The following is a 25,186-nucleotide window of genomic DNA, read 5'->3' on the forward strand; positions in this document are numbered from 1 at the left end:
GGATTCACCCGAATGGCGGTCGTACGGGTGTACGGGCGGCACGCCGGGAGCAGCCTGGTCGGCATGTGGCCGCACAGGGTCAGGCTCGCGGCGGGGCTGCTCTCGCTCGCCTTCCTCATGTCCTGCTCGGCATCGGAGCGCCACGCGCGGGCGGTCCGGCAGGCCCGTCCGGTGCTGCACGCGGCGATGCTGCGGCCGGTCGTCGTCACCCGGGCGGCCTGGCATGCGAACGAGGGTGCGGTGCACGACAGGCCGGCCTACGACCCCGGGGTGCGCGCGGTGTTCATCCACCACACCGACAACTCCAACGACTACGACTGCGCCAAGGACGTGCCGGCCATGCTCCGGGCGATGGAGCAGGCCCACATCGCCCAGGGCTGGGACGACCTCGGCTACAACTTCGTCGTCGACCGGTGCGGCAATGTCTACGAGGGCCGTGGCGGCGGCATCGACCGGCCGGTGCAGGGCGCGCACACCGAGGGGTTCAACGTCGACACCGTCGGGATAGCGGCCCTCGGCCACTTCGGTGCGGGCGTGAAGGTGCCGCAGCCGATGCTGGAGGCGATCGCCCGGATCGCGGCCTGGAAGCTGGCGCCGGACGTGAACGCGCTGGGCAAGGTCCGCATGGTGTCCAGCAGCGACCGCAGCCGCTTCCCGCGCGGCACCGCCGTGGAACTGAACGCGATCTCCGGCCACCGCGACGTCTACGAGACGGACTGCCCCGGTGACGCCCTGTACGCCGCGCTGCCGTGGATACGCCGCACGGCGGACCGGCTGCGCCGGACCGCCACCTGGCCCGCCGACCGGCCGGCCCCCGCGGCGGCACGCGTCCTGCAGCGCTGACGCCCGGCCGTACCGGGCCGCCTCGGTCCCGGCCGCCCTGATCCCTGCCCGGCCCGCGTCGCGCGGGGCCGGAGCGCCGGACCGCGTCAGGCGCGCGCCTGCGCCGCCTTGGCCCGGTCGTAGGACTCGCGGGCCGCGAGCACCGCCGGGACGCGGTCCTCCGACCAGCGGGCCAGCGCCCACACCTGCCGGGCCGCCTCCTCGCCGAGCGGGGTGAGGGTGTACTCGACGCGCGGCGGGATGACCGGATGGGCCTCGCGGTGCACGAAGCCGTCCCGTTCGAGCGTCTGCAGGGTCTGGGCGAGCATCTTCTCGCTCACCCCGCCGACCGCCCGGCGCAGCTCGCTGAACCGCCGCATGCCGTCGAGCAGTTCGGCCAGGACCAGCACGCCCCAGCGGCTGGTGACGTGCTCCAGGACCAGCCGGGACGGGCAGTCCGCGGCGTTCACGTCCGGCGGCCTGCGCAGCTCGCCCAGCTCATCACTCACGCTCATAGCAGTACCTTACCTCAAAGTGGGTACTTCCCCCTGGTTAGTGCACCCCCTACGGTTGGTATCACATCCACTGACCAACTGCCTATATCGGGAGCAATCACCTCATGAGCGTCGTCGTCACCGGAGCCACCGGACACCTCGGCCGACTCGTCGTCGACGGACTGCTGGCCGTACTGCCCGCGGACCAGGTCGTCGCGACCGTCCGCGACAAGGCCAGGGCCGCCGATCTCGCCGAGCGCGGCGTGGAGCTGCGCGTGGCCGACTACGACCGGCCGGAGACGCTGGCCGACGTCTTCCGCGCCGGCGACGTCGTCCTGCTGATCTCGGGGTCCGAGGTCGGCCGGCGCGTCCCGCAGCACACCGCGGTGATCGACGCGGCCAAGGACGCGGGCGTGGCGCGGCTCGTCTACACCGGCGTGCTCGGCGGCCCGGACGCCGACTTCCGGCTCGCCGACGAGCACAAGGTCACCGAGCAGGCCATCCTCGACTCCGGCCTGGCGTACACCTTCCTGCGCAACGGCTGGTACCACGAGAACTACACCGCGCAGATCCCCGTGCAGCTGGAGCACGGCGTCGCCGGCAGCGCGGGCGACGGCCGGATCGGCTCCGCCTCGCGCGCGGACTACGCGGCCGCCGCGGTCACCGTGCTCACCACGGACGGGCACGAGGGCCGCGCCTACGAGCTGAGCGGCGACCACGCCTGGACGCTGGCCGAGTACGCGGCCGAGCTGTCCCGCCAGTCCGGCCGCGAGGTCGCCCACCAGGACGTCCCGGCCGAGGTGCTGGAGGGCATCCTCACCGGCGCCGGCGTCCCGGCCCCGGTCGCCGGGATCCTCGTCGACGTGGACGTCTCCGGCATCCGCCGCGGGCTGCTGGCGGGCACCACCGACGACCTGTCGCGCCTGATCGGCCGCCCCACCACCCCGCTGGCCGACGCCATCGGCGCCGCCCTCGCGGGCTGACGCCGCACCCCGGCACGCAGCGGAACCCCCGGCGGATGGCGCCGGGGGTTCCGGTGTTCCCGCCGCGCGCGAGGCGCGGCGGGACGGCCGGCCGGTGGTACCGGCCGGTGCTCCCGGTGAGAGCGGTAGGGAGGACGGTCAGTAGGAGAACTGCTGGATCTGGGCGTCGTTCGGGCCGAAGGTCCAGCCGGTGCGCGTCGCCGGGTCGAGCTGCACGGCGTTCTCGGCGCCGCCGTGGCCGCCGATGACGAAGCCGGGCAGGGTCTTGAGCACCGTTCCGGTGGTCAGGTCCACCACCGCGAGCTGGCCGGTGGCGTTGTTGTCCGGCACCCACAGGCCCGCACCGAAGTACGGCGTGCCGGCCGGGGCCGCGTAGGAGACCACGGCGATCTTGTGGGTGCCGTCCACGGCCAGGCCGGCCGGCTTGCCGACCCGCAGGGTCGTCGCGGTGCCGGCCGCCGTCCCGGTGGCCTCGTCGATCCCGCTGATCACCCCGGACGGGACGATGTTCACGCTGATCTGGGTGGCCGTCAGGTTGTAGAGGGTGCCGGCGCCGTCGGAGCCGAGCCCGTGGCCGCACGCGGACGTGCTGCCGTCCGCGGTGGCCGTCCGGGCCACCAGGTCGACCCGGGCGACGGTGACGCCGCCCAGGCAGTTGAACGCTCCCGCGGGCTTGGTCAGGAACACGTCACCGGTGGAGCTGTCGAACGCCATCAGCCCGTACGTCCCCGCCGGCACCCCGGAGGGGTCGGCCGCGATCGGATCGCCGGCGGTGCCGGTGGCCAGGTCGACGGGCAGCACCAGGTCGGCGTTGCCCGTGCCGTGCAGCAGGACCGCGCCCCGCGCGCGGGCGGCGTCCACCCGGCCGGTGACGTAACTGCCGTCCGCGGAGCCGAGGGTGGTCGTGCCCAGCAGGGTGTCGCTGCCGGTGTCCCAGGTCTCGATGCGGATGCTGCCGGAGGCCGGGCGGTGGGCGAGCAGCACCCGGTCCGCGGTGGCGCCGATCACCTGGTACGCCGAGCCGTCGGCGGGGTCGGAGGTGATGTCCGCGCCGTAGCCGCCGGTGGCCGTGGCGTAGTGCCGGACCTCGCTGCCGCCGTCCGCGGTGGCCAGGGCGGCCACCGAGTGGGCGCCGGCGGCGGCGAAGCTCTCCACGGCGGCGCCGTCGGGCGCCGGTCCGTCGTCGAAGGCCAGGGTGGACAGCGGCGACGCCTGGCCGGCCACGTGGCCGTCGCGGTCGAGCGCGAGCACCCGGACGTTGTAGCTGTCCGAGCCGGTCAGCCCCAGGGCCGCGGCGTCGAGCCGCACACTGCCCGCGGTGCCGGTCAGCACCCGGTGGAGCACCGACGGGGTGTCCACGCCGTCGTCGTCGAGGCCGGTGCCGTTGGCGTTGGTGAAGGTGTTCAGCGAGCCGTGCAGGGTCGGGGCGGGTGCCGAGAACTCGACCTCGGCGCTGCGGGCTCCCTGGACCGCCCGCACGTCGTAGTCCAGGGTGAACTGCGAGGCGGCGCGGGTGACTTCTGCGGTGTGGCCGCTGACGCCGTTCGCCCCGCGGATCAGGGGCGCGGCGGGGCGGTCGGCGGCGGTCCCGCCGACCACCCGGATCGGTGCGAACTCGCCGTAGACGACGCGCTGCGGGTTGCCGCCGAAGCCGGCCTGGGCGATGCCGATGCCGTACAGGCCGCCGCCGTCGAAGGCGTCGGCGGGCAGCGTGACGGTGCCCTTGGCCGCGGTCAGCGGCTGGTGCCAGGCGGCGGTGAACAGCGGCGCGAGGGAGGGGTTCCAGTGGCCGACGGTGGACAGCACCAGCTCCGGCGAGGAGGTCGACGCGACGCCCGTGAGGTCGTACGCGACGGTGACCGGGGACCCCGCGGCGACCGTGGCCGGCGCCTCCGGCGCGGCCGCCTCGGCGTAGCTGCCGTTGCTCGGGCCCACGGCCAGGGTGCGGGTGGCGGAGGCCACGGTGCGGCCGCCGGCGACGACCCGGTAGGTGACGGTGACGTCGCGGTCGGCGGTCGAGGTGACCGGCAGGCCCGCGGCGGCCAGCAGCCGGGCCGGCGTCAGGCGGATCGCCGGGGTGCCGGAACGGAACACCGTGGAGCCCACGGTGAGGGTGTAGCCGGCGTTCGCGGGTGCGCCGGTGACGTCGCCGGCGAAGGTGACCGGGCCGACCAGCCCCTCGCCGGTGCCGCCGGAGGCGCGGTCGCCGAGGTCGATGCGGTCCTGGTCGGAGGACTCCAGGAACGCCCCGCCGAGGTCGCCGATGGTGACGCGGTGGGCGACGGACAGCCGGACCAGGTCCGTGCCGCCGGTGCTGCCGCCGAGCACCTTCTGCGCGGCGGCGGTCACGTCGATCTGCGGGCCGACGTGGAGCTGCCGGTCGATCTGCGGCGGGGTGGGCACCTCGCGGCCGGTCCGCTCCAGCACCTGGCGGACCTGGCCGGGCGTCAGGTGCTGCCCGCCGAGCCGTCCGGCCTGCAGGACGACCGCGGCCGCCGCGGCGATCTCGGGCGCGGAGGCGGACGTGCCGCCGTTCAGCGAGACGTCGACGTCGCTCGCGCTGCCGCTCACGGAGTGCGAGAAGGCGAGGATGTTGTCGCTGGGCGCGGAGAGGTCCACCCGGCTGCCGAACCCGGAGGAGAAGCTGCCGAAGCCGCTGATGCGGGTCTCCGCGGCGGTCGCCGGGCCCGCGCTGCCCTGGGCCAGCGTGTCGTCCAGGGTGGTGCCGCCGGCGGCTATCGCACCGCTGTCGGGGACCAGGGACGGCGTGGTGGACTCGGCGTCGTCGTCGATCACCGTGGCGGCGCGGTCGTTCGGCGCGAGGTCGGTCGGGGTGCTGCCGCCGTCGGGCCCGACCGCGGCCGGGGTGTACAGGCGGGTGCCGTCGTTGGACGAGATGACCACCACGACGCCCTCACGCACGATCTCGGCGACGGTGGCGCGGATGAAGGGGTCGTCCTCCAGGTAGCGGCCGGGGAAGCCCTCGGAGTCGGTGCCGAAGCCGAGGCTCGCGGTGATGACGTCGGGGCGCGGCGACTGGTGGGCGGCGGCGAGCAGCGCGCCGGCGATCCGGTCGGTGGTCGGCTGCTCGGGCACCACCAGGCGGTAGTTCGCGCCGGGCGCGATGCCCAGCAGGTCGGTGTAGCCGCTGCCGGTCGCCTCGGGGCGCTGCCGGTCGTGGGCCAGCGGCGCCATCACCGAGAAGTCGAGCATGACCTCGCCGAGCGTGGGGTCCTGCTGCTCGGTGGAGGCCGCGGCGTCCAGGCCGCCGGCGTCCTTGGCCACGTAGGCCGGGATCAGCGGCATCGACGGCAGGTCGAGGTAGCGCTGGCCGTCCTTGACCACGGTGGTGGGCCCGTAGGAACGGACGTAGGAGTCGCCGGCGTCGGCCATCGACTGGTCGGTGAGGTCGCCGATCGAGACGTTGGTGATCGTCTCGCCCGCGCCGGGCTGCTGGCCGTAGCGGCCCTGCAGCAGGGAGAAGGCACCGGCCGCGTCCACACCGCCGGCGTTCAGCAGGGACTGCGCGGACGAGGTGAAGGCGTCGTTGGTGGGCAGCGCGGCATCGGAGGGGGTGGTGCCGGCCTTGCCCGCGGCGCCGGGGGCGGCCGCGGAGTGCCGCGCTGCCTGCCCGCCGATCTTCGGTGCCGTCGAAGGCAGCGGCACCGCACCGGTGTTCATGGTGTTCACGTAGCGGTCGGGCTCGGCGTAGGCGATGCCCGGTGTGCCCTGGAGGGCGCGGGCGACGGCCGCCGGGTCGCGTCCGTCCGCCTGCAGGACGTAGGTGTTCGCGAGATCCGGCCCGGTGCTGCCCGCCGCACCGCCGCGCACCGCGGGCCGCAGCGAAGTGGCGCCCACCGAGCGGAGCTTGGCGTCCAGTGCCGGGCTGCTGGTGTGCGGGGTACGGGCGGCGAGCCGGGTCCCGGGCACGGTGCCGCCGGTCACCGTGGTGCCGGCGTCGAGGGCGACCAGGACCTGGCCGGGGACGGCTCCCTGGCGCTGCTTGGCCGGCTGGGGCGGCGGCGACTGGTGCCCGGCGGACGCGTCGAGCGGGGTGCGCGCCGACGGCAGCGCCGCCGCCGTCGCGGGCACCGCCGCGGTCGCGGTGGCGGCCGCCACGGCGAACACGACGGCGGCGCGGGCGAGTCTGCCGCCCGGGGGGTGGACACGTGGCATGGGACGCCTTCCGGTTCCGGGGGGGGATCTGGTGCGCGCGCCGTACGGCCCACGCGCGAAGGGACGCGAACCCGCGCAACCGGTCGCGGAACGACGCCCCTTCAGCAGCCGACGATGCCAACGGCCCCGCAAGAGGCGCAAGATTGCGCAGGTGGCAGAGTTCCGCCAGGTGGCGGCTGGCGGCCAGGAACGACCGGAGCAGACATGGAACTTGACGTCCTCGGACTCAGCGAGGAAACGCAGCGGGTGTACGCCGCCCTCGTCGGGATGCCCCGCAGCCCCGCCTCGCGGCTCGCCGAGGCGTGCGGGATGCCGTCGAGCACGGTGGGGCGGCTGCTGTCCGCGCTGGTGAGGGACGGCCTGGCCACCCGGGCCGCGGGCCGGCCGCCGACCTTCACCGCGACGGCGCCCGACGTCGCGGTCACCGCCCTCATCCAGGACCGCGAGCACCGGCTGGACGCGGCCCGCTCGCTGGTGCAGCAACTCGCCGAGACGCACCGCGAGGCGCTGCGGATCAGCGACCCCGACATCGCGGTGGAACTCCTCACCGACCGCGAGGACATCAGCGCCGCCGTGCACCGGCTGACCGACGGCGCGCAGCGCGAGGTCCGCGCGTTCGACCGGCCGCCCTACGTCGACCGGCCCGGGAGCAACTTCGCGACGCAGGTCGAGCGGCTGCGTACCGGCATCGTCCACCGGGTCGTCTACGACCGGGCGGCGGTGGCCTGGCCGGGGCGGCTGGAGAACGACATCCTGCCCAGCGTCCGCACGGGCGAGCGGGCCCGGGTGCGTGCCGCGCTCCCGCTCAAGCTCGTCATCTCCGACGACCGGTCGGCGATCATCCCGTTCAGCCTCGCGCCCGGCGGGCACTCGGCCGCATACCTGATCCACCGCTCCCCCATGCTCAGCGCCCTCGAAGCGCTCTTCGAGGCCGAGTGGGAGCGGGCCGCGCCGCTGCGCGAGGGCGCCGGGCACGCCGACGGGCCGGGGCCGGAGGACGCGGACAGCCGTACGCTGCTGCTCCTGCTCACCTCCGGCAGCACCGACGCGGCGATAGCCCGCGCCCTGGGGTGGAGCCCGCGCACCACCCAGCGGCGGATCCACCGCCTGATGGCGGACCTCGGGGCGTCGACCCGCTTCCAGGCGGCGGCGCTGGCGGCGCGGCGCGGATGGCTGTGAGCGGACGGCGGACCGGGTGCGGCAACGGTCCTGGACGGGGCTCCGGTTGCGCCTCCGCTTGCGGTGTCGGATGCGGCTCCGAACCTGCCGCCCACTCTTACAACGATAGAAAGATGGGCGTCGCAGAGGCGTTCTGAACAACGGTCACGGACCACTCCCCCGCCCAGAATCCGGAAAAACCCGTGGCTTCCGCAGGGTTGACGCGTCCCGGGAGGCGACGGCCATCATTTCCATCGTTATATACGACCATGGACGACGGAGGTCCTGCGATGCGTCAGCAGGTGAACTCGGGCCGCTCCAGAGCGCGTTCGGCCCCCGATACGGGCGGCGGTGCGGTGGCCGCCGCCCGCCGCCGCACACCGCGCGGCCCGGCGCGCACGACCGCGCGGACGAGGACGCGCATGACGGCACGTCTGGCAGCGGGTCTGGCCGCGTTCGCGGCACTGGTCCTGCTTGCCACCGGCGGCGCCTCGGGCCGGGCGCTCGCCGCCGCGCCGCCGGCCCAGGGCGGTCCTGGGGCGTCCGGTCAGAGCCGGCCCGCCGCCCCCTACCCGGCCGTGGGCGCGGGCACCCACTTCCTCGACGACGCGTCCTATCTGGCCGGCGTCGCGGACCCGCAGTGGTACGAGGCCAACATCCCGTTCGTGGACCTGCCGGACGCGACGATGCAGAGCGTCTACTACTACCGGTGGCGGGACTACAAGGAGCACCTGCGCTACACCGACCCGGCCGACGGCTGGATCTCCACGGAGTTCCTCGACTGCTGCGGCTACGCCGCCCCCTACCAGGCGATCAACGCCGCGGCGGGCCACCAGATCAGCGAGGGCCGCTGGCTGCGCGACCAGTCGTACGACGACGACTACATCCGCTTCTGGCTGACCGGCCCCGGCGCCGGCAGCAAGCCGGCCACCGACGACGTGAACGCCGACACCAGTGACTGGGCGCACGAGTACAGCGTGTGGCTGGCCACCGCCGCCTACCAGCAGGCCCAGGTCACCGGCGACTTCACCGGGCTGCGGAAGCTGCTGCCCGCGCTGGTGCGCCAGTACCGCGGCTGGGACAAGCAGTACGACGCGCGGCTCGGCCTGTACTGGTCGGTCCCGGTGTGGGACGCCATGGAGTTCTCGGCCTCCTCCTACGCCTCCGGCGACCCGTACCACGGCGGCGCCGGCTTCCGGCCGACCCTCAACTCGTACCAGTACGGCGACGCGGCGGCCATCAGCGCGATCGCCGACCTGGCCGGCGACCACGCGCTGGCCTCCGAATACGCCGGCCGCGCCGCGACGTTGAAGGCCGCCCTGCAGAAGTGGCTGTGGGACCCCAGCCGCGGCTTCTACTACACGATGGCGCGGGACGGCAATCCCGGCCACAAGCTGTCCGACACCCGCGAGGAGATCGGCTACATCCCCTGGATGTTCGGCGCGGCGCAGCCCGGTGACGCGTCCGCCTGGTCCCAGCTCCTCGACCCGCAGGGCTTCGCGAGCGCATACGGCCCGACGACCGCCGAGCGGCGCAGCCCGTGGTTCATGCACGAGGCGGGCAACTGCTGCCGCTGGGACGGCCCGAGCTGGCCGTTCGCCACGTCGCAGACGCTGACCGGCATGGCGAACCTGCTGGACGACTACCCGGCCCAGAGCGCGGTCACCGCGGACGACTACGCCGCGGCGCTGGCCACCTACGCGCGGACGCAGCAGCGCAACGGCAAGCCGTACGTCGCCGAGGCGCACGACCCGGACGCCGACCGCTGGATCTACGACGGCTACGACCACAGCGAGGACTACAACCACTCGACCTTCGACGACCTGGTGCTGTCCGGCCTGATCGGGCTGCGCCCGCAGTCGGGCGGCGCGCTGCGCGTGCAGCCGCTCGTGCCCGCCTCCTGGGACCACTTCGCGGCCGAGAACGTGCCGTACCACGGGCACAACGTGACCGTGCTGTGGGACCGCGACGGCAGCCACTACCACCAGGGCGCCGGGATGCGGATCTACCTCGACGGCCGGCTGGCCCGCTCCTCCGCCACGCTCAAGGACACCACGCTGGGCGTCGGCGCGACCGTGCCGGCCGCTCCCGCGGCGCTGGTGAACGACGCGGCGAACCCGCTGCGCCAGGGCTACCCCAAGCCGGTGACCTCCTACACCTGGCCGAACGACAACGCGTGGAACGCCCTGGACGGCAAGGTGTGGTTCACCGAAGTGCCGGAGAACACCCGCTGGACGAACTACTCCTCGCCGAACGCCCAGGACTACTACGGCGTCGACTTCGGCGCCCCCACCTCGGTCGCCGACGTCCGCTGGTACGGCTACGACGACGGCGGCGGGGTGAAGCCGGCTGCCGCGTACCGGCTCCAGTACTGGGACGGCGCAGGCTGGCAGGACGTGCCGGGCCAGGTCCGGGACTCCGCCTCCCCGGTGGGCAACGGCCTGAACCGCATCACGTTCCCGGCGCTCACCACCTCCAGGGTGCGGCTGCTGTTCACCGATCCGCCGGGCGCGTTCGTCGGCGTCACCGAGTTCCAGGCATGGGGGACGTCCAGCCCGGACGCGACCGTCACGGTCGGTCCGCCCAACGCCAACGGGCTCATCACGGTGGGCACGTCGACCGCCGTCGACGTCACCGTGCGCAACACCACCGGCGGCCGGCTCGACGCGGCGTCGGTGCGGGTGGCGGCGCCGGACGGCTGGACCGTGCAGCCGGCGGGCGACGGCCCGCAGTCCGTCGCGGCGCACTCCTCGGCGGTCTGGCACTTCACGGTGTCCGCGCCGCCCGGCGCGGCTCCCGGCACCCAGGCGGCACTGAACGCGACCGCCGGGTACCGTCCGCAGCACGGCGACCCCGAGTCCACGCACCGGCTGCAGAACGTGCGGACCGCGTTCGCACCCGGCCGCCAGGACCCGGTGGGCGTGTGGAACCTCGACGAGACCTCGGGGAACGTCGCGCACGACAGCTCGGACGGCGGCCACGACGCCACCCTGAGCGGCTCGCCGGCCCGGGTACCGGGCGTGTCCGGCCAGGCGCTGCAACTCGACGGCGGCGGCTCGCAGTTCGGCCAGACGTCGGGGCCGGTGCTGGACACCACGGGCAACTACACGGTCAGCGCCTGGGTGCGGCTGGACCGCACGGGGTCGTGGGCCACCGCGGTGAGCCAGGACGGCCCGGTCAGCAGCGGCTTCTACCTGCAGTACTCCGCGGCCGACAACAGGCTCGCGTTCTCCACCAGTTCGGGCCGCGCCCTGTCCGACACGGCGCCGGTCACCGGCCGCTGGTACCAGCTCGTCGGGGTCCACGACGCCGACGCCGGTACGTACACGCTGTACGTGGACGGCAAGGCCCAGTCCACCGTGTGGCACCAGCCGTCCGGTGACGCGGCCCCCGGTCCGTTCGCGATCGGCCGGGCGTTCTCCGGGTCGCACGACGCCGACTTCTGGCCGGGCGCCCTCGACCAGGTGCAGGCGTGGGACCGGGCGTTGACCGCCGCGGACGTCACCGCGCTGTACACCTCGTCCGGCTGAGGGGCCGGTGCGGCCCTGACCGCACCGCCCGGTGCTGAGCCGTCCGGCGGGAGACGCCGGGCGGCTCAGCCGCGTTCGGCCAGGTGCGGGAAGCGGAACTCGGTGGTGCTGCGGAACTCCGCCCCCGGGACCAGCACGGTGCTCGGGAAGTCGGGGCGGTTCGGCGAGTCGGGGAAGTGCTGGGTCTCCAGGCACACCGCGCCGTGCCGCTCGTAGGGCTTGCCGTCGGGGCCGTTGAGGCTGCCGTCGAGGTTGTTGCCGGTGTACACCTGCACCCCTGGCTCGGTGGTCCACACCTCCAGGCGGCGGCCGGTGAGGGGGTCGGCGAGCCGGGCGGCGCGGTGCAGTTCGCCGTTCTGCGGGGCGGGTCCGAGCACCCAGCAGTGGTCGTAGCCGCCCGTCGCCCGGACCTGCGGGTCGTCGTCGCCGATGCGCTCGCCGATCGGGTGCGGCTCGGCGAAGTCGAAGGCGGTGCCCGCGGTGGGCACCGGGGCGCCGAGCGGGATGCCGTCGGGGCTGGCCGGCAGGTACGAGGCGGAGTCGAGGGCGAGCACGTGGTGGAGCACGTCGCCGGCGCCCGCGCCGGTCAGGTTGAGGTACGCGTGGTGGGTCAGGTTGACCACGGTGGTCCGGTCGGTGCGGGCGCGGTAGTCCAGCCGCACCGTGCCGTGCCGGTCCAGGGTGTAGGTGGCGGTGACGTCGAGCGCGCCGGGGAAGCCCATGTCGCCGTCCGGGCTGTGCAGGGTCAGCCGCAGCGCGACGGCGTCGTCGCCGGCGCGGCCGGGGGCCGCCTGCCACACCCGGCGGTCGAAGCCGTCCGGGCCGCCGTGCAGTGCGTGGCCGCGGTCGTTGACCGGGACCGCGTGGGCGGTGCCGTCCAGGGTGAAGGCGCCGCCGGCGATCCGGTTGGCGTACCGGCCGACGACCGCGCCGAAGTACGGACTGCGCCGCTCGTAGTCGGCGACCGTCGGCAGGCTGAGCACGACGCTCCGGTCCCGGTCCGCGGGGGCGGGCACCGTCAGGCTGTGCAGGACGGCGCCGTAGGTGAGCACTTCGGCGTGGACGCCGGTGCCGGAGTCGAGCGTCCAGCGGTCCACCGGGGCGCCGCCGGAGGTCGTGCCGAAGGCGGAGCGGGCCAGGGAGGGGGGAGTCATACGGTTCCTCGGGCGACGGGCGACTGCCGGGGCGGGCGGTCGGCGGAGGCAGGTGGGAGCGGGCGGCCGCGGTACGGCCCGCGCCGGGCGGCGCGCGTCCGGTCCCGGACCGGCCGGCGGTCGACTCCCGGACGACCAGGGTGTGGCCCGGGGTGATGCGCACCGGCGCGGGCGGCGGGGCGGCGCCGTCCCAGGTGATGCGCTCCAGCAGCCGGGTGACGGCGAGCCGGGCGATGGCCGCGGTGTCGGGGGCGACGGTGGTGAGCGAGACCGTGGCGTACCGGCCCTCCTCGGTGTCGTCGAAGCCGACGACGGCGACGTCCTCGGGCACCCGCAGGCCGTGCCGGGCCAGGGCGCGCATCGCGCCCAGCGCCATCTGGTCGTTGTAGGCGAACACGGCGTCCGGGGCCTGCTGGCCGCGGCGGCGGCGCCCGGCGAGCAGCCGGGCCATCGCGGCGGTGCCGTCCTGGCGGCCGCGGCCCTCGGTGGCCGCGACCAGGGAGGGGTGCGGCTCCCCGCCGGCGGCGGCGAGTTCCTCGCGCCAGCCGCGCAGCCGCAGATCGGCCTGGCGGCGGCCGCGGTCGGCCCCGGCGCCGAGGAACGCGATCCGGCGGCGCCCGAGCCCGGCCAGGTGCCGGACCGCGGTGCGGGCGGCGGCGACGTCGTCGATGGCGATGTGGTCGAAGGGCACCTGGTACGCGGACCCGCCGAGCAGCACCAGCGGGGAGCGGTCGGCGCGGGCCAGCAGGTCCTCCTCGGCGAGCCGCACCGGGCTGAGGATCAGCCCGTCGGCCAGGTGCGAGCGGGCGCCGTTGCACACCGTGACCTCACGCTCGTACGAGCCGCCGGTGTGCTCCAGCAGCACCGTGCGGCCGTAGCGGCCGGCGGTCTCGATGACCGCGCCGGCCAGCTCCGCGAAGTACGGGCCCGCCAGGTCGGGCAGGGCCATGGTGATCAGGCCGGTGCGCCCGCTGCGCAGTTGACGGGCCGTCAGGTTCGGCCGGTAGCCGAGTTCGGCGACGGCGCGCAGCACCCGGTCACGGGTGTCCGGCCGCAGGTGCGTACTGCCGTTCACCACCTTGGAGGCCGTCCTGACCGAGACGCCGGCGCGCAGCGCCACGTCCTTGAGGCTGACGCCCACGGCGGCTCCTCTCCTTGGGCTGCCCGGGCCGGGGCGCGCGCGGCGCCTTCGGCTCGCCTGGCGGGTGCGGCGCGCGGCCGTCCGCGGAGGAAGTGAACGGGACGACCGACCGCGAGGCGGCCGTCATTCGAGCTGCTGCTTGCGGCTGAGCAGGGTCTGCAGCAGTACGACGACCGCGAGGAAGCCGCCGTTGACGGTGTCGGTGAAGGCGGAGCCGTACTGCGAGAAGTAGTGGTCGATCAGGTTGTGGATCACCGCGAGCAGCAGCACGCCCGCCGCGGTGCCGCCGACCGAGCCGCTGCCTCCGGTGAGCAGGGTGCCGCCGATCACCACCGAGGCGATGGCGGTCAGTTCGTAGCCGATGCCGATGGTGGTCACGCCGGAGCCGAGCCGGGCGCCGCCCAGGGCGCCGGCCGCCGCGGCGAGGGTGCCGGACAGCAGGTAGACCAGCACCTTGCTGCGGGCGACGGGCAGGCCCAGCAGGACCGCCGCGTTCTCGTTGCCGCCCATCGCGGTCAGGGTGTGGCCGAAGCCGGTGCGGGTGAGCAGCACCGCGCCGAGCACGAACAGCGCCGCGGTGATCAGCACCGGGGTCCACACGCCGGCGCCCAGGTGCCGGAACGCCGAGTGCTGCGGCACCAGATAGGTGGTGGCGCCCTCGCTGGTGACCGCCTGCAGCAGTCCGCGCAGGCCGAGCAGCCCGACGAGGGTCACGATGAACGGCGCCATCCCCGCCTTGGCGACCAGCAGCCCCTGCACGGTGCCCCAGGCCGCGCCCACCGCGAGCGGCAGCAGGATCGCCAGCCAGGTGCCGTGCGTGGACCCGTAGGCGCCGAGGACGCCGCCGAGCGCGTACATCGAGCCGACCGACAGGTCGATGCCGCCGGTCATGATGACGAACGTCATGCCGAGGGCGAGCAGCCACACGAACGCGTTGTTGCCCAGGATGCTGCTGATGTTGGACCAGGTGGGGAAGGTGGAGGAGGTCGACGAGGCGATGACGACCACCAGCGCCAGGACGGCCAGCGCACCACGGCGCTGCACCTGGGAGGCGATCCGCTCGCCGAGCGTGGCCCGCGGTGCGCGGGCCTTCGCGGTGGCCGGCGGCGGCAGCACGGTGGAGGTCATCGGGTACCACGCTCCTGGGAGGCGTAGACCGCGAAGCAGATGATCGCGGCCTCCACGATCTGGGTGTACGAGGTGTGCACGTTGTGCTGCGTGAGCACGGCGGTGATCAGCTGCATGAACAGCGCGCCGGCCACCGTGCCGAGCACGCGGACCCGGCCGCCGCTGAGCGGCGTGCCGCCCACGACCACCGCGGTGATCGCGTTGAGTTCCATGTTCAGGCCCTGGTTGGCCGGGTCGGCCTCGGCGCCGTGGCCGACGATCAGCACGCCGGCGAGGGCGGACAGCACGCCGGAGATCACGTACACGGTGATCAGCACGCGGCGCACGGGCAGCCCGGACAGCCGGCTGGCCTGGCGGTTGTCGCCGATGGCGACGAGCTGCCGGCCGAAGGTGGTGCGCCGCACCAGCAGCCCGGTGAGCAGCGCGCAGAAGCCGGCGATCCAGGCCATCTCGGGGATGCCGGCCAGGCTGCGCGAGCCGAGGTCGAGCAGGCCGGACTGGGTGACCGGCTTGGCGGAGTTGCCGTTGACGATCTCGGCCAGGCCGCGCACGCCGATCATCAGCGAGAGGGTGGCGACGATCGGCTGGATGCGGGCCAGGGCCACCATCGCGCCGCCGACCGCGCCGGACGCGGCGCCCAGCACCAGGGCCACCAGCAGGGAGGGCAGCAGCCCGTAGCCGGCGTAGAGCGGCACCACGGAGGCGGCCAGCGCGATCACCGCACCCACCGACAGGTCGATGCCCTCGGTGCCGATGACCAGCGCCATGCCGAGGGCCACCAGCAGGGTGGGCGCGACCTGGTAGAGCTGGACGCGGATGTTGCTCATCTGCACGAACGACGTGTCCAGGCCGACCGCGACGACGAACAGCACGGCCAGCGCGGCGTAGACGCCGTACTCCTGGAGCAGGCGCCGCACCCGTGCGCGGTCCAGCGCGGGTCCGGTCCAGGTGAGGGAGGTCATGGCTGGTTCTCCTTCACGGGCGCGGCGACCGGTTCCGCTGCGGTCTGCGGCGTCCCGCCGGGGTTCTCGGGCCCGGACTCCGGGCCTTCGTCTTCGGGTCGGTCCGGGGCGTCGGGCGACAGCGGCGGCGCGGTGGCCAGCGCGTCCAGCAGGCCGTCCTCGCTGACGTCCGCGCCGTCCAGGTTCCCCACCACGCGGCCGTCCTTGAGGATCACCACGCGGTCGGAGCCCTCGATCAGCTCCTCCAGGTCGGAGGAGATGAGCAGCACGCCGAGCCCGTCGGCGGCGAGCTCGTCGATGATGGACTGCACCTCGGCCTTGGCGCCGACGTCGATGCCGCGGGTCGGCTCGTCCAGCAGCAGCACCTTGGGGTTGAGGCACATCCAGCGGGCCAGCAGGACCTTCTGCTGGTTGCCGCCGGACAGGTCGCTGACCTTCTGGTCGGGCCCGGACGCCTTGATCCGCAACCGCTCCATGAAGAACCGGACGACCTCGTCCTGCTTGGCCTGGGAGACCAGTCCGGCGCGGGACAGGCGCGGCAGCGCGGCGAGCGAGATGTTCTCGCGCACCGACAGGTTGGGGATGATGCCCTCGGCCTTGCGGTCCTCGGCCAGCATCACCACGCCGGCCCGGATCGCCGCGGCGGGGCTGCGCCGGTGCAGCGGCCGGCCCTCCACCTCGACGGAGCCCGCGTCGGTGCCCAGCGCGCCGACGATCGCCTTGGCGGTCTCGCTGCGGCCGGCGCCGAGCAGCCCGCCGAGGCCGACGACCTCGCCGGGGTGGATGTCGAGGGAGACGCCGTGCAGCCGGTGACGGACCGTCAGCCCTTCGGCGGCGAGCACGGGTTCGCCGGTGCGCCGCTCGTGCCGGTCGGAGTCGAAGGCGGTGGTGCCCTTGTCGCGCACCGTCGCCATCTCCCGGCCCAGCATCAGGGAGATCAGCCGCAGCCGCTCCAACTGGGCGATCTCGCCGGTGTGGACGACCTCGCCGTCGCGCATCACGGTGACCCGGTCGCAGATCGCGTACAGCTCGTCGAGCCGGTGGCTGACGTAGACGACCGCGATGCCCTGCTCCTTCAGGCGGCGGATCACCGAGAACAGCGTCTCGACCTCGCGCGGTTCCAGCGACGAGGTGGGCTCGTCCATGATGACCACGCGGGCGTCGACCTGGACCGCGCGGGCCAGCGCCACCATCTGCTGGGCGCCCAGGCCCAGGGTGCGCAGCGGCCGGGTGACGTCGACGTCGACTCCGTACCGGCCGAGCACCTCGGTGGCCTCCCGGTTCATCCGGCCGACGTCGACCAGCCCGAACCGCCGCGGCTCGCGGCCGAGGTACAGGTTGCGGGCCACCGACATCAGCGGGACGAGGTTGACCTCCTGGTAGATCGTGGAGATCCCCGCGGCCTGCGCCTCCAGCGGGTTGCGGAAGTCGCGGTCGCGCCCGGCCAGCCGGACCCGGCCGCCGTCCGGGCGGTAGACCCCGGTGATCACCTTGATCAGGGTGGACTTGCCCGCGCCGTTCTCGCCGATCAGGGCGTGCACCTCGGCGGGCCGCAGGGCGAAGTCCACGTCGCGCAGCGCGTGGACGCCCGCGAAGCTCTTGTGCACCCCCGAGACCTCCAGCACGGAGTCACTGCGGGGGTCGAGGTCCTGCTGGACCATGGTCGTTGTCCGCCTCCTCGTACGGGGCTGCCGTGCCGGCGGCCCGGGCGCCGGTTCCGGGCCGGCGGGACACGGCTCGATCGCCGTGTCCCGCCGGCCCGTCGTATTGCCGGTGCAACGGTCAGTGGACTCAGTAGACGAGGCCCTGTGCCAGCGCCTGCTTGGCGTTGGCGGCGGTGAAGTGGCCGTCCTTGATGATCACCTTGTCCTGGACCCCGGCCGTGCCGTAGAAGTTCTGCAGCGACTGGAAGGCCAGCGGGCCGAACCGCGGGTTGGTCTCGATGTCCGCGACGGCCAGGCCGTCGGCGACGTTCTGCACCATCTGCTGGATGCCGTCGATCGTGACGATCTTGACGTCCTTGCCGGGGGTCTTCCCGGCCGACTTGATGGCCTGGATCGCGCCGAGCGCCATCTCGTCGTTCTCGGCGTACACCGCGTTGATGTCGGAGTGCGCCTGGAGCAGCTGCTCCATCACCTTCTGGCCGTCGGTCTGGGCGAAGTTGCCGGTCTGCGAGGCGACGATCTTGATGTTCGGGTACTTCGCCTTGACCTGGTCCTGGAAGCCCTTGGTGCGGTCGGTCGTGACGTTGTTGCCGGGCGTGCCGGTGAGGATCGCCACGTGCGCGTTGCCGCCGGTCGCGGTGTTCAGGTCGTCCGCGGCGATCTGCGCCTGGCCGTAGAAGTTCGAGCCGATGAAGGCGATGAAGTCGGTGCAGGCGGTGCCGGTGACCGTGCGGTCGATGGTCAGCACCGGGATCTTCTTGGCCTTGGCCTGGGCGAGGGCCGGGCCGAGGCCGTCGGAGTTCTCCGGCGCGACGATGAGGACCTTGGCGCCCTGCGCGATCATGTCCTGGATCTGCGAGTTCTGGGCGTTGACGTCGGCGTTGGCGTTGCGCTCGATGAGCTTGACGCCGAGCCGCTTGGCCTCGTTCTCGATGCTCTTGGTCTCGGTCGCCCGGAACGGGTTGCTGGTCGACTCCGACTGGGAGAAGCCGACGACCGTCTTGCCGTCGGTGATGTCCAGCTTGGGAACGCCGCCGGCGTATCTGTCGAAGGTGCAGCCCGGGCCCGCGGAGCTGTCGGTGGGGGTGGCCACCTGCTGGGCCGCCGCGCTGTTGTCCGTGGCGCTGCTGGACGGCGATTTCGACGAGTCGTTACCGGAGTTGGTGCAGGCGGCGGCGGACAGGCACAGGCCGGCCGTGATCATCGCGGCGGCCACGGCCTTGGCACGGGGAAGGGTCTTCATGCGCCGATCACATCCTCAGGGGCAGTGAAGGGTGGGGTGAGGGTGCGGGGAGCAGTCGCTGTCCTCCCGCGCTGTTTCCAACGTTGTAGAGACCCTGCGGCACCCACCGGACGCTGTCAAGCGTCCGTGCACAGATTTCTGTCCGGCGCTCAGAAAGCCCTTCCGTCACACGAGTTGGCCCGTCTAGTGCCGAACGACCCGAGATTCACAGGTGGATGGCATCGCAAGGGGTGCCGGCCGGCCCGTTCCGCGCACCCGCGGACGGTCCCGGCCCGGAAGTATGCGCCGCGGGTCTGGACAACGGGGGCGCTGCGTGCTGTCATTCCGATGCTTTCCAACGTTGTTACTTCAGGGCCGAGAGAGCCGCCGCGGTGTCCGTCGGAACCGCGCTCGATGTCCTGCCCCGACGCTTCCCCTGCTTCCCCGCCGTTCCCCACCGATCGCAGCCCCCGGGCCCCGCGCGGCCGCCTCGTCGCGTCCGGACCCTGACCGCCCCTGCCCGGGTGCGCGACCGGAGCCGTACCGACGACGCCGCCCGGCGTTCGCACGCCGGCCGGCGTGACGTACCAGGAGGTCTTCGCATGTCAGAAAGCACCACGCCGTCCGCCGCACCCGGCGGCGCGCCCCGCAGCGACACCGGGGGCGTGAGCCGCCGCGGGCTGCTCGCCAGGTCCGGCGCGGTGGGTCTGGGCGCGGCCGGGGCGGCACTGCTGCCCGGGGCCGTCACCGGCGCGCAGGCCGCGCCGGCCACCGCGACCGCCCGGTCCACCGGCGCCGACCCGCTCACCGCGGCCACCCCGGCGCTCCCCGCGTTCGACCCGATCCGGCCGCCGGCGGTGCCGCTCGCGGTGCGCTCCCCGTACCTGAGCACCTGGATGGCGGCCGACGTGATGTCCGGCCACTGGCCCACCTTCTGGACCGGCCGGGTCACCGCGATGACCGGCATCGCCGTGATCGACGGCACCCCGTACCTGTTCCTCGGCGCGCCCAACGTGCCGAACCACCCGCTGCCGCGCGGCCTGGTCCAGCGCTCGCTCCAACTGACCGCGACCCGCTCGCTGTTCGTCCTGGAGGGCGGCGGCGTCCGGATGAACCTGACGTTCCTGTCGCCGGTGGAGCCGGGCGACCTCAAGCGCCAGTCGATCCCGATGTCGTACGTGACGGCGGAGGTCCGCTCGGTCGACGGCAAGGCGCACGACGTCGCGCTGTACTTCGACATCTCCGGCGAGTGGGCGCACGGCAACTCCGGAACGAAGATCCGCTGGGCGCAGGAGGACATCGCGGCGACCGGGTCCGGGCCGAGTCTGACATCGTTGTCTTTCACTCCGGACAGCCCCCAGGTGCTCAAGGAGAGCGGCGACACGGCGTCCTGGGGCACCGTGGTGTGGAGCGCCGCCGGCCGGTCGGGCCTGACCTGGCAGATCGGCGCGGACACCGTCGTGCGCCCGGCCGCGCTCGCCGACGGCAGGCTCGGCAACACCTCCGACACCGGACAGCCGCGGGCGATCAACGACCGCTGGCCGGTGTTCGCCTTCCACTTCGACCTGGGCAGCGTCCGCAACGCGCCGGCCACCGCGCAACTGTCGGTGGGTCACGTCCGCGAACCCGCGGTGAGCTACCTCGGCGAGCAGCTCCCGCCACTGTGGAAGTCGTACTGGTCCTCCTGGCAGGACATGGCCGCGTTCTTCCACGCCGACTCCGCGGCCGCGCAGACCAGGACCGACGCGCTGGACCGCCGGATCCAGCGGGACGCCACCGCCGCCGGCGGGGCCAACTACGCGGCGCTGTGCGCGCTTTCGCTGCGCCAGGCGTACGGCGCCACCGAGCTGGTCAGCAGGAACGGCAAGCCGTGGGCGTTCCTGAAGGAGATCTCCTCCGACGGCAACGTCTCGTCGGTGGACGTCACGTACCCCACGATGCCGGTGTTCCTCTACACCGACCCGGAGTACCTGCGGCTGCTCATCGAACCGATGCTGGACTACGCCGAGAACGGGGGCTGGCCCAAGGAGTTCGCCGAGCACGACCTGGGCTCGAGCTACCCCAACGCGTCGGGCCACAACGACGGCAACGAGGAGGACATGCCGGTCGAGGAGTCGGCCAACATGCTGCTGATGGCGGCGGCCTACCTCGCCCGCGCAGACGCCGCGGCGGCGAAGGAGTTCGCCGCCGCGCACTACCCGATCCTGCGGCAGTGGGCCGACTACCTGGTCGCCAACGCGCTGGACCCGGGCTTCCAGAACCAGACCGACGACTTCACCGGGTTCATCGCGCACAGCGCCAACCTGGCGCTCAAGGGCATCCTCGCGATCGGCGCGATGGCGTCCGTGGCGACCATCGCGGGCAACGCCACCGACGCCACCCGCTACCGGGCCACCGCCCGCGACTACGCCGGCCAGTGGGTGACCAAGGCGCAGGACACCACGCCGGACCACCTCAAGCTCGCCTACGACCAGCCGGGCACCTGGAGCCTGAAGTACAACGGCTACCCGGACGCGCTGCTCGGCCTCGGCCTGGTCCCGTCCTCGGTCGCCCAGGAGGAGGCCGACTGGTACCTGACCCAGGTCAACCAGTTCGGCGTGCCGCTCGACCCGCGCCACGCGTACACCAAGGCCGACTGGGAGATGTGGACCGCGGCGTGGCTGCGCGGCCACCCGGTCAGCAAGGTGCTGATCGACACGCTGTACGACTTCGCGACGACCACGCCGAGCCGGGTCCCCTTCACCGACTGGTACGACACGGTCGCGTGCAACCAGAGCGGTTTCCAGGCCCGGCCGGTGGTGGGCGGCATCTTCGCCCTCCTCAGCCTGGGCCACTGACCCGCGTTCCCCGAGGGCAAGGGACCCGTCAGCCTCCCGAAAAGGCTGACGGGTCCCGCGGGCCGCTGGGGGCGCCGCGGGCCGGGTGGCAGGTGGGGCCGGTGGCCGCCGACCGGCTCTGACGGAGCGTCAGGCGCTCAGCGGGGCCGTGGACTCGCGGGCGATGAGGGTGTATCCGGGCTGGATCCGCTCGGGGTTCATCTCCGGGGCGCCGGTGAGCCGGGCCACGACACGCTCTACCGCGAGCCGGGCTATGGCCTGCTTGTCCGGGGAGACGGTCGTCAGCGCGATGGTGGAGAAACGGCCCTCCTCCACGTCGTCGAACCCGACCACCGAGATGTCCTGGGGGACGCGCAGTCCGCGCTCGACCAGGGCGCGCATCGCGCCGAGAGCCATCAGGTCGTTGTAGGCGAAGACCGCGTCGGGCTGCGTGCCCCGGTCGAGCAGCGCGTTCATCGCCGCGGCGCCGTCCCAGCGCCCGTAGCCGTCGGTCGCCGCCACCAGGTCCTCGTCGCACGGCAGTCCGGCCTCGGCCAGCTCCTCGCGCCAGCCGCGCAGGCGCAGGTGCGCGGGCCGCCTGGCCATCTCCCGGCGGGCGCCGATGAAGGCGATCCGGCGCCGGCCGAGCCCGGTGAGGTGGCGCACCGCGGTGCGAGCCGCGGCCACGTTGTCGATGGCGATCTGGTCGTAGGGCGCGTCGTACTCGCGCTCGCCGAGCAGCACCAGCGGTGCGTCGTCGCGGCGGCCGATCAGATCGGAGGTCTCCAGCTCGATCGGGCTGAGGATCAGGCCGTCGATGACGTGTGCCCGGAAGCCCTGGGTGACCAGCACCTCCTTCTCCCGCTGGCCGGCCGTGTGGTCCATCAGCACGGTGTAGTCGTGGCGGGCGGCCGCGTCGATCACCGCGCCGGCCAGCTCCGCGAAGTAGGGGTTGCCGAGTTCCGGCACGGCCAGCGCGATGATGCCGGTCCTGCCCTTGCGCAGATGGCGGGCGGTCAGGTTCGGCCGGTATCCCAGCTCGTCGATGGCCCGCTGGACGCGCTCGCGCATCCCCGGGGTGACGTGCGGATAGTTGTTGACCACGTTCGAGACGGTCTTGACGGACACGCCGGCCAGCTGCGCGACGTCTTTCAGGCTGGCGCCCACGGAGTTCCTTCCCTCGGCTTCCCTACGTCAGGCACGGCGTTCCCTGGCTCAGGTTTTACAACGTTATATATCCTCATCAGGCCACCGCAAGCCCCTGATCGCGGGTTCTCCCCGCAGGTGACGCGGACACGACGACCAGTGGACCGGGGCACTTCGCTACCGCCCCACCAGGCACAGCGACGCGCCGCGGTCGCCGCCGCCCCCTTCTCCGCCACGCTGGAACACCCCTGCTTTATAACGTTGAACGCCCGCCGGGTCGAACCGGCCCCACCCGCCCCGCCCGCGCGGAGGTCGGAGGATTAAGGCACGACTGTACGGTGTGCGGGCGGTCCGCTTCGCCGGAACCGCCGCGTCCTCCCGCTCCGGCAGGGCAGCCGTACCGGGCCCGCGACCGAATCTGGGCAATTGGCCCCGAAATTGCTACCTTGACGCTCCTCATCCGGCGTTCAGGAGGGGGCGGCAGCCATGGGGCAGCGGGAGATGACGTTCCGCGCGATCGAGGTCGGCGACGGCGGCGACGGGCGGTGGGCGGCGCACGCACAGGCGATGTGGCCGTACACGCGGACCTGGTTGTCCGACGAGGGGCGGACGGCGGAGGGCGCCGCGCGGGCGCGCGCGCTCTTCGAGACGCACATGCCCGAACTGGTACCGGTGCTGGACCGTCTGGCCGCCGGGCTCGACCGGCCCGGGGCGGAGGCGCTCCTCACCCTCGCCGCGCTGCGGCCGTTCTTCTCCGGCTGCACCCAGATCGGCGCACCCGGAACCCTGCTGCGCAACTACGACTTCACGCCCGACGAGTGCGAGGGCACCATCGCCTCGACCTGCTTCCTGCGCCCGGTCATCGGCATGCAGGACTGCGGCTGGGGCCTGCTGGACGGGATGAACGACGCCGGGCTCGCGGTCTCGCTCACGTTCGGCGGGCGCCTGGTGCACGGCCCCGGATTCACCGTGCTCATCGCCCTCCGGTACGTGCTGGAGACCTGCGACACGGTGGACGAGGCCCTGGCCAGGCTGGCCCCGCTGCCGATCTCGATGCCGCAGAACCTCACCCTGGTCGACCGGGAGCGGGCCGTGACGGTGTACCTGGGGCCGGACATCCCGCTGACCGTGGCGCCGGACGCGTGCGCCACCAACCACCAGGACCAGCCGGTCCCCGACGAAGTGGAGCGGTTCTCCCGCACGCGGCAGCGGCTGGACGCGGTGCGCGCGGCCGGTACGGACGTGGCGGCGCTGCTGCGCCCGCCGCTGTACCAGACGGCGTACGACGAGGGCCTGGGCACGCTCTACACCGCCCGCTACGACCCGGCCGAGGGCCGCGTGGCCTACCACTGGCCGGGCGGCTCCTGGTCCCAGTCGTTCGCGGAGTTCACCCCGGGCACCCGCACGCTCGCGCTCGGCCTCGCGGGCTGAGCGCCGCGCCGCCCGTCCGGCCTCAGGCGTCCGGCAGGGTCACCACCGTGCCCGTGGTGCGGGCCCGTTCGGCGGCCCACACGATGCGGTGGCTCGCCAGGGAGGTCGCGGCGTCGGACTTCAGCAGGGCGGGGTCGCCGGTGGAGACGGCGGCGAGGAAGGCGTCCACGAGCCCCTCGTCGCCGCCGCCGTGTCCGTCGGCCGCGGACGGGCCGGCGCCGGCCCGGCTGTCCAGCACGGACTCGGTGCCGGTACGGAAATCGGTGCGGGTGACGGTGACGCCGTCGCCGTCGAGGTAGCCGTGGGTGCCGAGCAGGCGGGTCCTGCGGTGGCCCATGGGCGTGAACGCGGACATGGTGAACGCGCAGGTGGCGCCGTCGTCGAACTCCATGGCGACCACCTGGTGGTCGACCACGTCGTTGTCGCACGCGTAGACGCAGCGGCCGTACGGGCCGGTGCGCAGCGCGGCGAGGACGCCCTCCTCGGTGCGCTCGGTGGTGACCGCGGACAGCGGCCAGAAGTGCTGCTCGGGGTCCGCGAGGCAGTCCAGGTAGAGGCGCTTGGCGGAGTACGGGCAGGTGCTCTCGACCGCGCAGTCGGTGCAGCGGCCGCCCGCTCCCTCGGGCGCCGACTCGGGGCGGAAGTGGGTGAGGCTGCCGAACGAGCTGACCCGGCGCGGCGCGCGGCCGAACAGGTACATCAACCAGTCCAGGTCGTGGCAGGACTTGGTGAGCAGCATCGGCGCCGAGGTGTCGGAGCGGCGCCAGTTGCCGCGCACGAAGGAGTGCGCCTGGTGCCACCAGCCAACCGGCTCCAGGTGCTGCACGCTCACCAGCCGGCCGATCGCGCCGTCGTCCAGGAGCTGTTTGAGCAGGCGGGTGTAGGGCGTGTAGCGCAGCACATGGCAGACCGCGAGCATGATCCCGTTCCGCTCGGCGGCCGCGGCGATCTCCGCCGCCTCCGCGTCGGTCGTGGCCATCGGCTTCTCCAGCAGCACGTGGTAGCCCAGGTCGGCGAAGGCGACGGCGGGTTCGCGGTGCTGCCGGTCCTGGGTGGCCACGATCGCCGCGTCCGCGAGCCGCCCGGCCGCGGCGAGTTCCGACCAGTCGCCGTACACCCGGTCCGGCGGCACCGCGAACTCCCGTGCCGCGGCGGCCCGCCGGCCCGGATCGGGTTCGGCCAGCGCCACCACCCGTCCCGTGCCCTCGGCCACCGCGTGCCGGGCATAGCCCTGCCCGCGCAGCCCTGCCCCGGCCAGGACCAGTGTCACCTCTGCCATGGTCTCCCCTCCCGTCGGTGCCGCACCGTCCACGATCCCCGCTCTCCCTCCGCCCCGGACAGCCCCTGCCCGGCCCCGAT

15 protein-coding genes and 1 pseudogene are annotated in these 25,186 nt (G+C 73.6%); 6 read left to right on the forward strand and 10 right to left on the reverse strand.

The window, feature by feature from the left end:
* Positions 1-12: 12 nt before the first annotated feature.
* Complete coding sequence (locus ACH4TG_RS23830; protein WP_398244478.1) at positions 13-843, forward strand: N-acetylmuramoyl-L-alanine amidase; 831 nt, start codon at positions 13-15, stop codon at positions 841-843.
* Between the two features lie 86 nt (positions 844-929).
* Here ACH4TG_RS23830 and ACH4TG_RS23835 read toward each other — a convergent pair whose 3' ends face one another.
* A complete protein-coding gene (locus ACH4TG_RS23835) occupies positions 930-1,337 on the reverse strand; it encodes a winged helix-turn-helix transcriptional regulator (protein WP_398244479.1) in 408 nt (135 codons plus the stop codon).
* Positions 1,338-1,441: 104 nt separating this feature from the next.
* Between ACH4TG_RS23835 and ACH4TG_RS23840 the strand changes: the two genes are divergently transcribed.
* The gene (locus ACH4TG_RS23840; RefSeq protein WP_398244480.1) at positions 1,442-2,299 is read left to right on the forward strand and encodes an SDR family oxidoreductase; all 858 of its coding nucleotides are present in this window, start codon (positions 1,442-1,444) and stop codon (positions 2,297-2,299) included.
* A gap of 138 nt (positions 2,300-2,437) precedes the next feature.
* Here ACH4TG_RS23840 and ACH4TG_RS23845 read toward each other — a convergent pair whose 3' ends face one another.
* Positions 2,438-6,475 (reverse strand): hypothetical protein, encoded by a 4,038-nt coding sequence (locus tag ACH4TG_RS23845; protein WP_398244481.1) that lies wholly within the window; start codon positions 6,473-6,475, stop codon positions 2,438-2,440.
* A gap of 204 nt (positions 6,476-6,679) precedes the next feature.
* On the opposite strand from ACH4TG_RS23845, the gene ACH4TG_RS23850 reads away from it, so the two are divergent.
* Both ACH4TG_RS23850 and ACH4TG_RS23855 read left to right on the forward strand, forming a co-directional pair.
* A complete protein-coding gene (locus ACH4TG_RS23850) occupies positions 6,680-7,654 on the forward strand; it encodes a helix-turn-helix domain-containing protein (protein WP_398244482.1) in 975 nt (324 codons plus the stop codon).
* Positions 7,655-8,055: 401 nt separating this feature from the next.
* Positions 8,056-11,163, forward strand: coding sequence for an MGH1-like glycoside hydrolase domain-containing protein (locus ACH4TG_RS23855; protein ID WP_398244483.1), 3,108 nt, complete (start codon positions 8,056-8,058; stop codon positions 11,161-11,163).
* Between the two features lie 65 nt (positions 11,164-11,228).
* Here ACH4TG_RS23855 and ACH4TG_RS23860 read toward each other — a convergent pair whose 3' ends face one another.
* From ACH4TG_RS23860 to ACH4TG_RS23885, 6 genes and pseudogenes are all read right to left on the reverse strand, one after another.
* On the reverse strand, positions 11,229-12,317 hold the full coding sequence (locus ACH4TG_RS23860; protein ID WP_398244484.1) for an aldose epimerase family protein: 1,089 nt from the start codon (positions 12,315-12,317) through the stop codon (positions 11,229-11,231).
* Positions 12,318-12,414: 97 nt separating this feature from the next.
* Positions 12,415-13,458, reverse strand: a pseudogene (locus ACH4TG_RS23865) (LacI family DNA-binding transcriptional regulator); the annotation flags it as partial.
* 123 nt (positions 13,459-13,581) lie between these two features.
* Positions 13,582-14,586 (reverse strand): ABC transporter permease, encoded by a 1,005-nt coding sequence (locus ACH4TG_RS23870; RefSeq protein ID WP_398244485.1) that lies wholly within the window; start codon positions 14,584-14,586, stop codon positions 13,582-13,584.
* Positions 14,583-15,548 (reverse strand): ABC transporter permease, encoded by a 966-nt coding sequence (locus ACH4TG_RS23875; RefSeq protein WP_398244486.1) that lies wholly within the window; start codon positions 15,546-15,548, stop codon positions 14,583-14,585. Before ACH4TG_RS23875 ends, ACH4TG_RS23870 begins: the two co-directional genes overlap by 4 nt.
* Entirely contained in the window at positions 15,545-17,209 is a 1,665-nt protein-coding gene (locus ACH4TG_RS23880) for a sugar ABC transporter ATP-binding protein (protein ID WP_398244487.1), read from the reverse strand. Before ACH4TG_RS23880 ends, ACH4TG_RS23875 begins: the two co-directional genes overlap by 4 nt.
* A gap of 130 nt (positions 17,210-17,339) precedes the next feature.
* The gene (locus ACH4TG_RS23885; RefSeq protein WP_398244488.1) at positions 17,340-18,455 is read right to left on the reverse strand and encodes an ABC transporter substrate-binding protein; all 1,116 of its coding nucleotides are present in this window, start codon (positions 18,453-18,455) and stop codon (positions 17,340-17,342) included.
* A 581-nt stretch (positions 18,456-19,036) separates the two neighbouring features.
* On the opposite strand from ACH4TG_RS23885, the gene ACH4TG_RS23890 reads away from it, so the two are divergent.
* A complete protein-coding gene (locus ACH4TG_RS23890; RefSeq protein ID WP_398244489.1) occupies positions 19,037-21,271 on the forward strand; it encodes a glutaminase domain-containing protein in 2,235 nt (744 codons plus the stop codon).
* A gap of 129 nt (positions 21,272-21,400) precedes the next feature.
* Here ACH4TG_RS23890 and ACH4TG_RS23895 read toward each other — a convergent pair whose 3' ends face one another.
* The gene (locus tag ACH4TG_RS23895; protein ID WP_398244490.1) at positions 21,401-22,417 is read right to left on the reverse strand and encodes a LacI family DNA-binding transcriptional regulator; all 1,017 of its coding nucleotides are present in this window, start codon (positions 22,415-22,417) and stop codon (positions 21,401-21,403) included.
* A 465-nt stretch (positions 22,418-22,882) separates the two neighbouring features.
* Between ACH4TG_RS23895 and ACH4TG_RS23900 the strand changes: the two genes are divergently transcribed.
* The gene (locus ACH4TG_RS23900) at positions 22,883-23,827 is read left to right on the forward strand and encodes a C45 family autoproteolytic acyltransferase/hydolase (protein ID WP_398244491.1); all 945 of its coding nucleotides are present in this window, start codon (positions 22,883-22,885) and stop codon (positions 23,825-23,827) included.
* 22 nt (positions 23,828-23,849) lie between these two features.
* Here the strand turns inward: ACH4TG_RS23900 and ACH4TG_RS23905 are convergent, their stop codons facing one another.
* On the reverse strand, positions 23,850-25,106 hold the full coding sequence (locus ACH4TG_RS23905; RefSeq protein ID WP_398244492.1) for a Gfo/Idh/MocA family protein: 1,257 nt from the start codon (positions 25,104-25,106) through the stop codon (positions 23,850-23,852).
* Positions 25,107-25,186 lie beyond the last annotated feature (80 nt).

The sequence above is a fragment of the Streptomyces sp. NPDC020917 genome (genome assembly GCF_044333795.1).
Classification (GTDB): domain Bacteria; phylum Actinomycetota; class Actinomycetes; order Streptomycetales; family Streptomycetaceae; genus Actinacidiphila.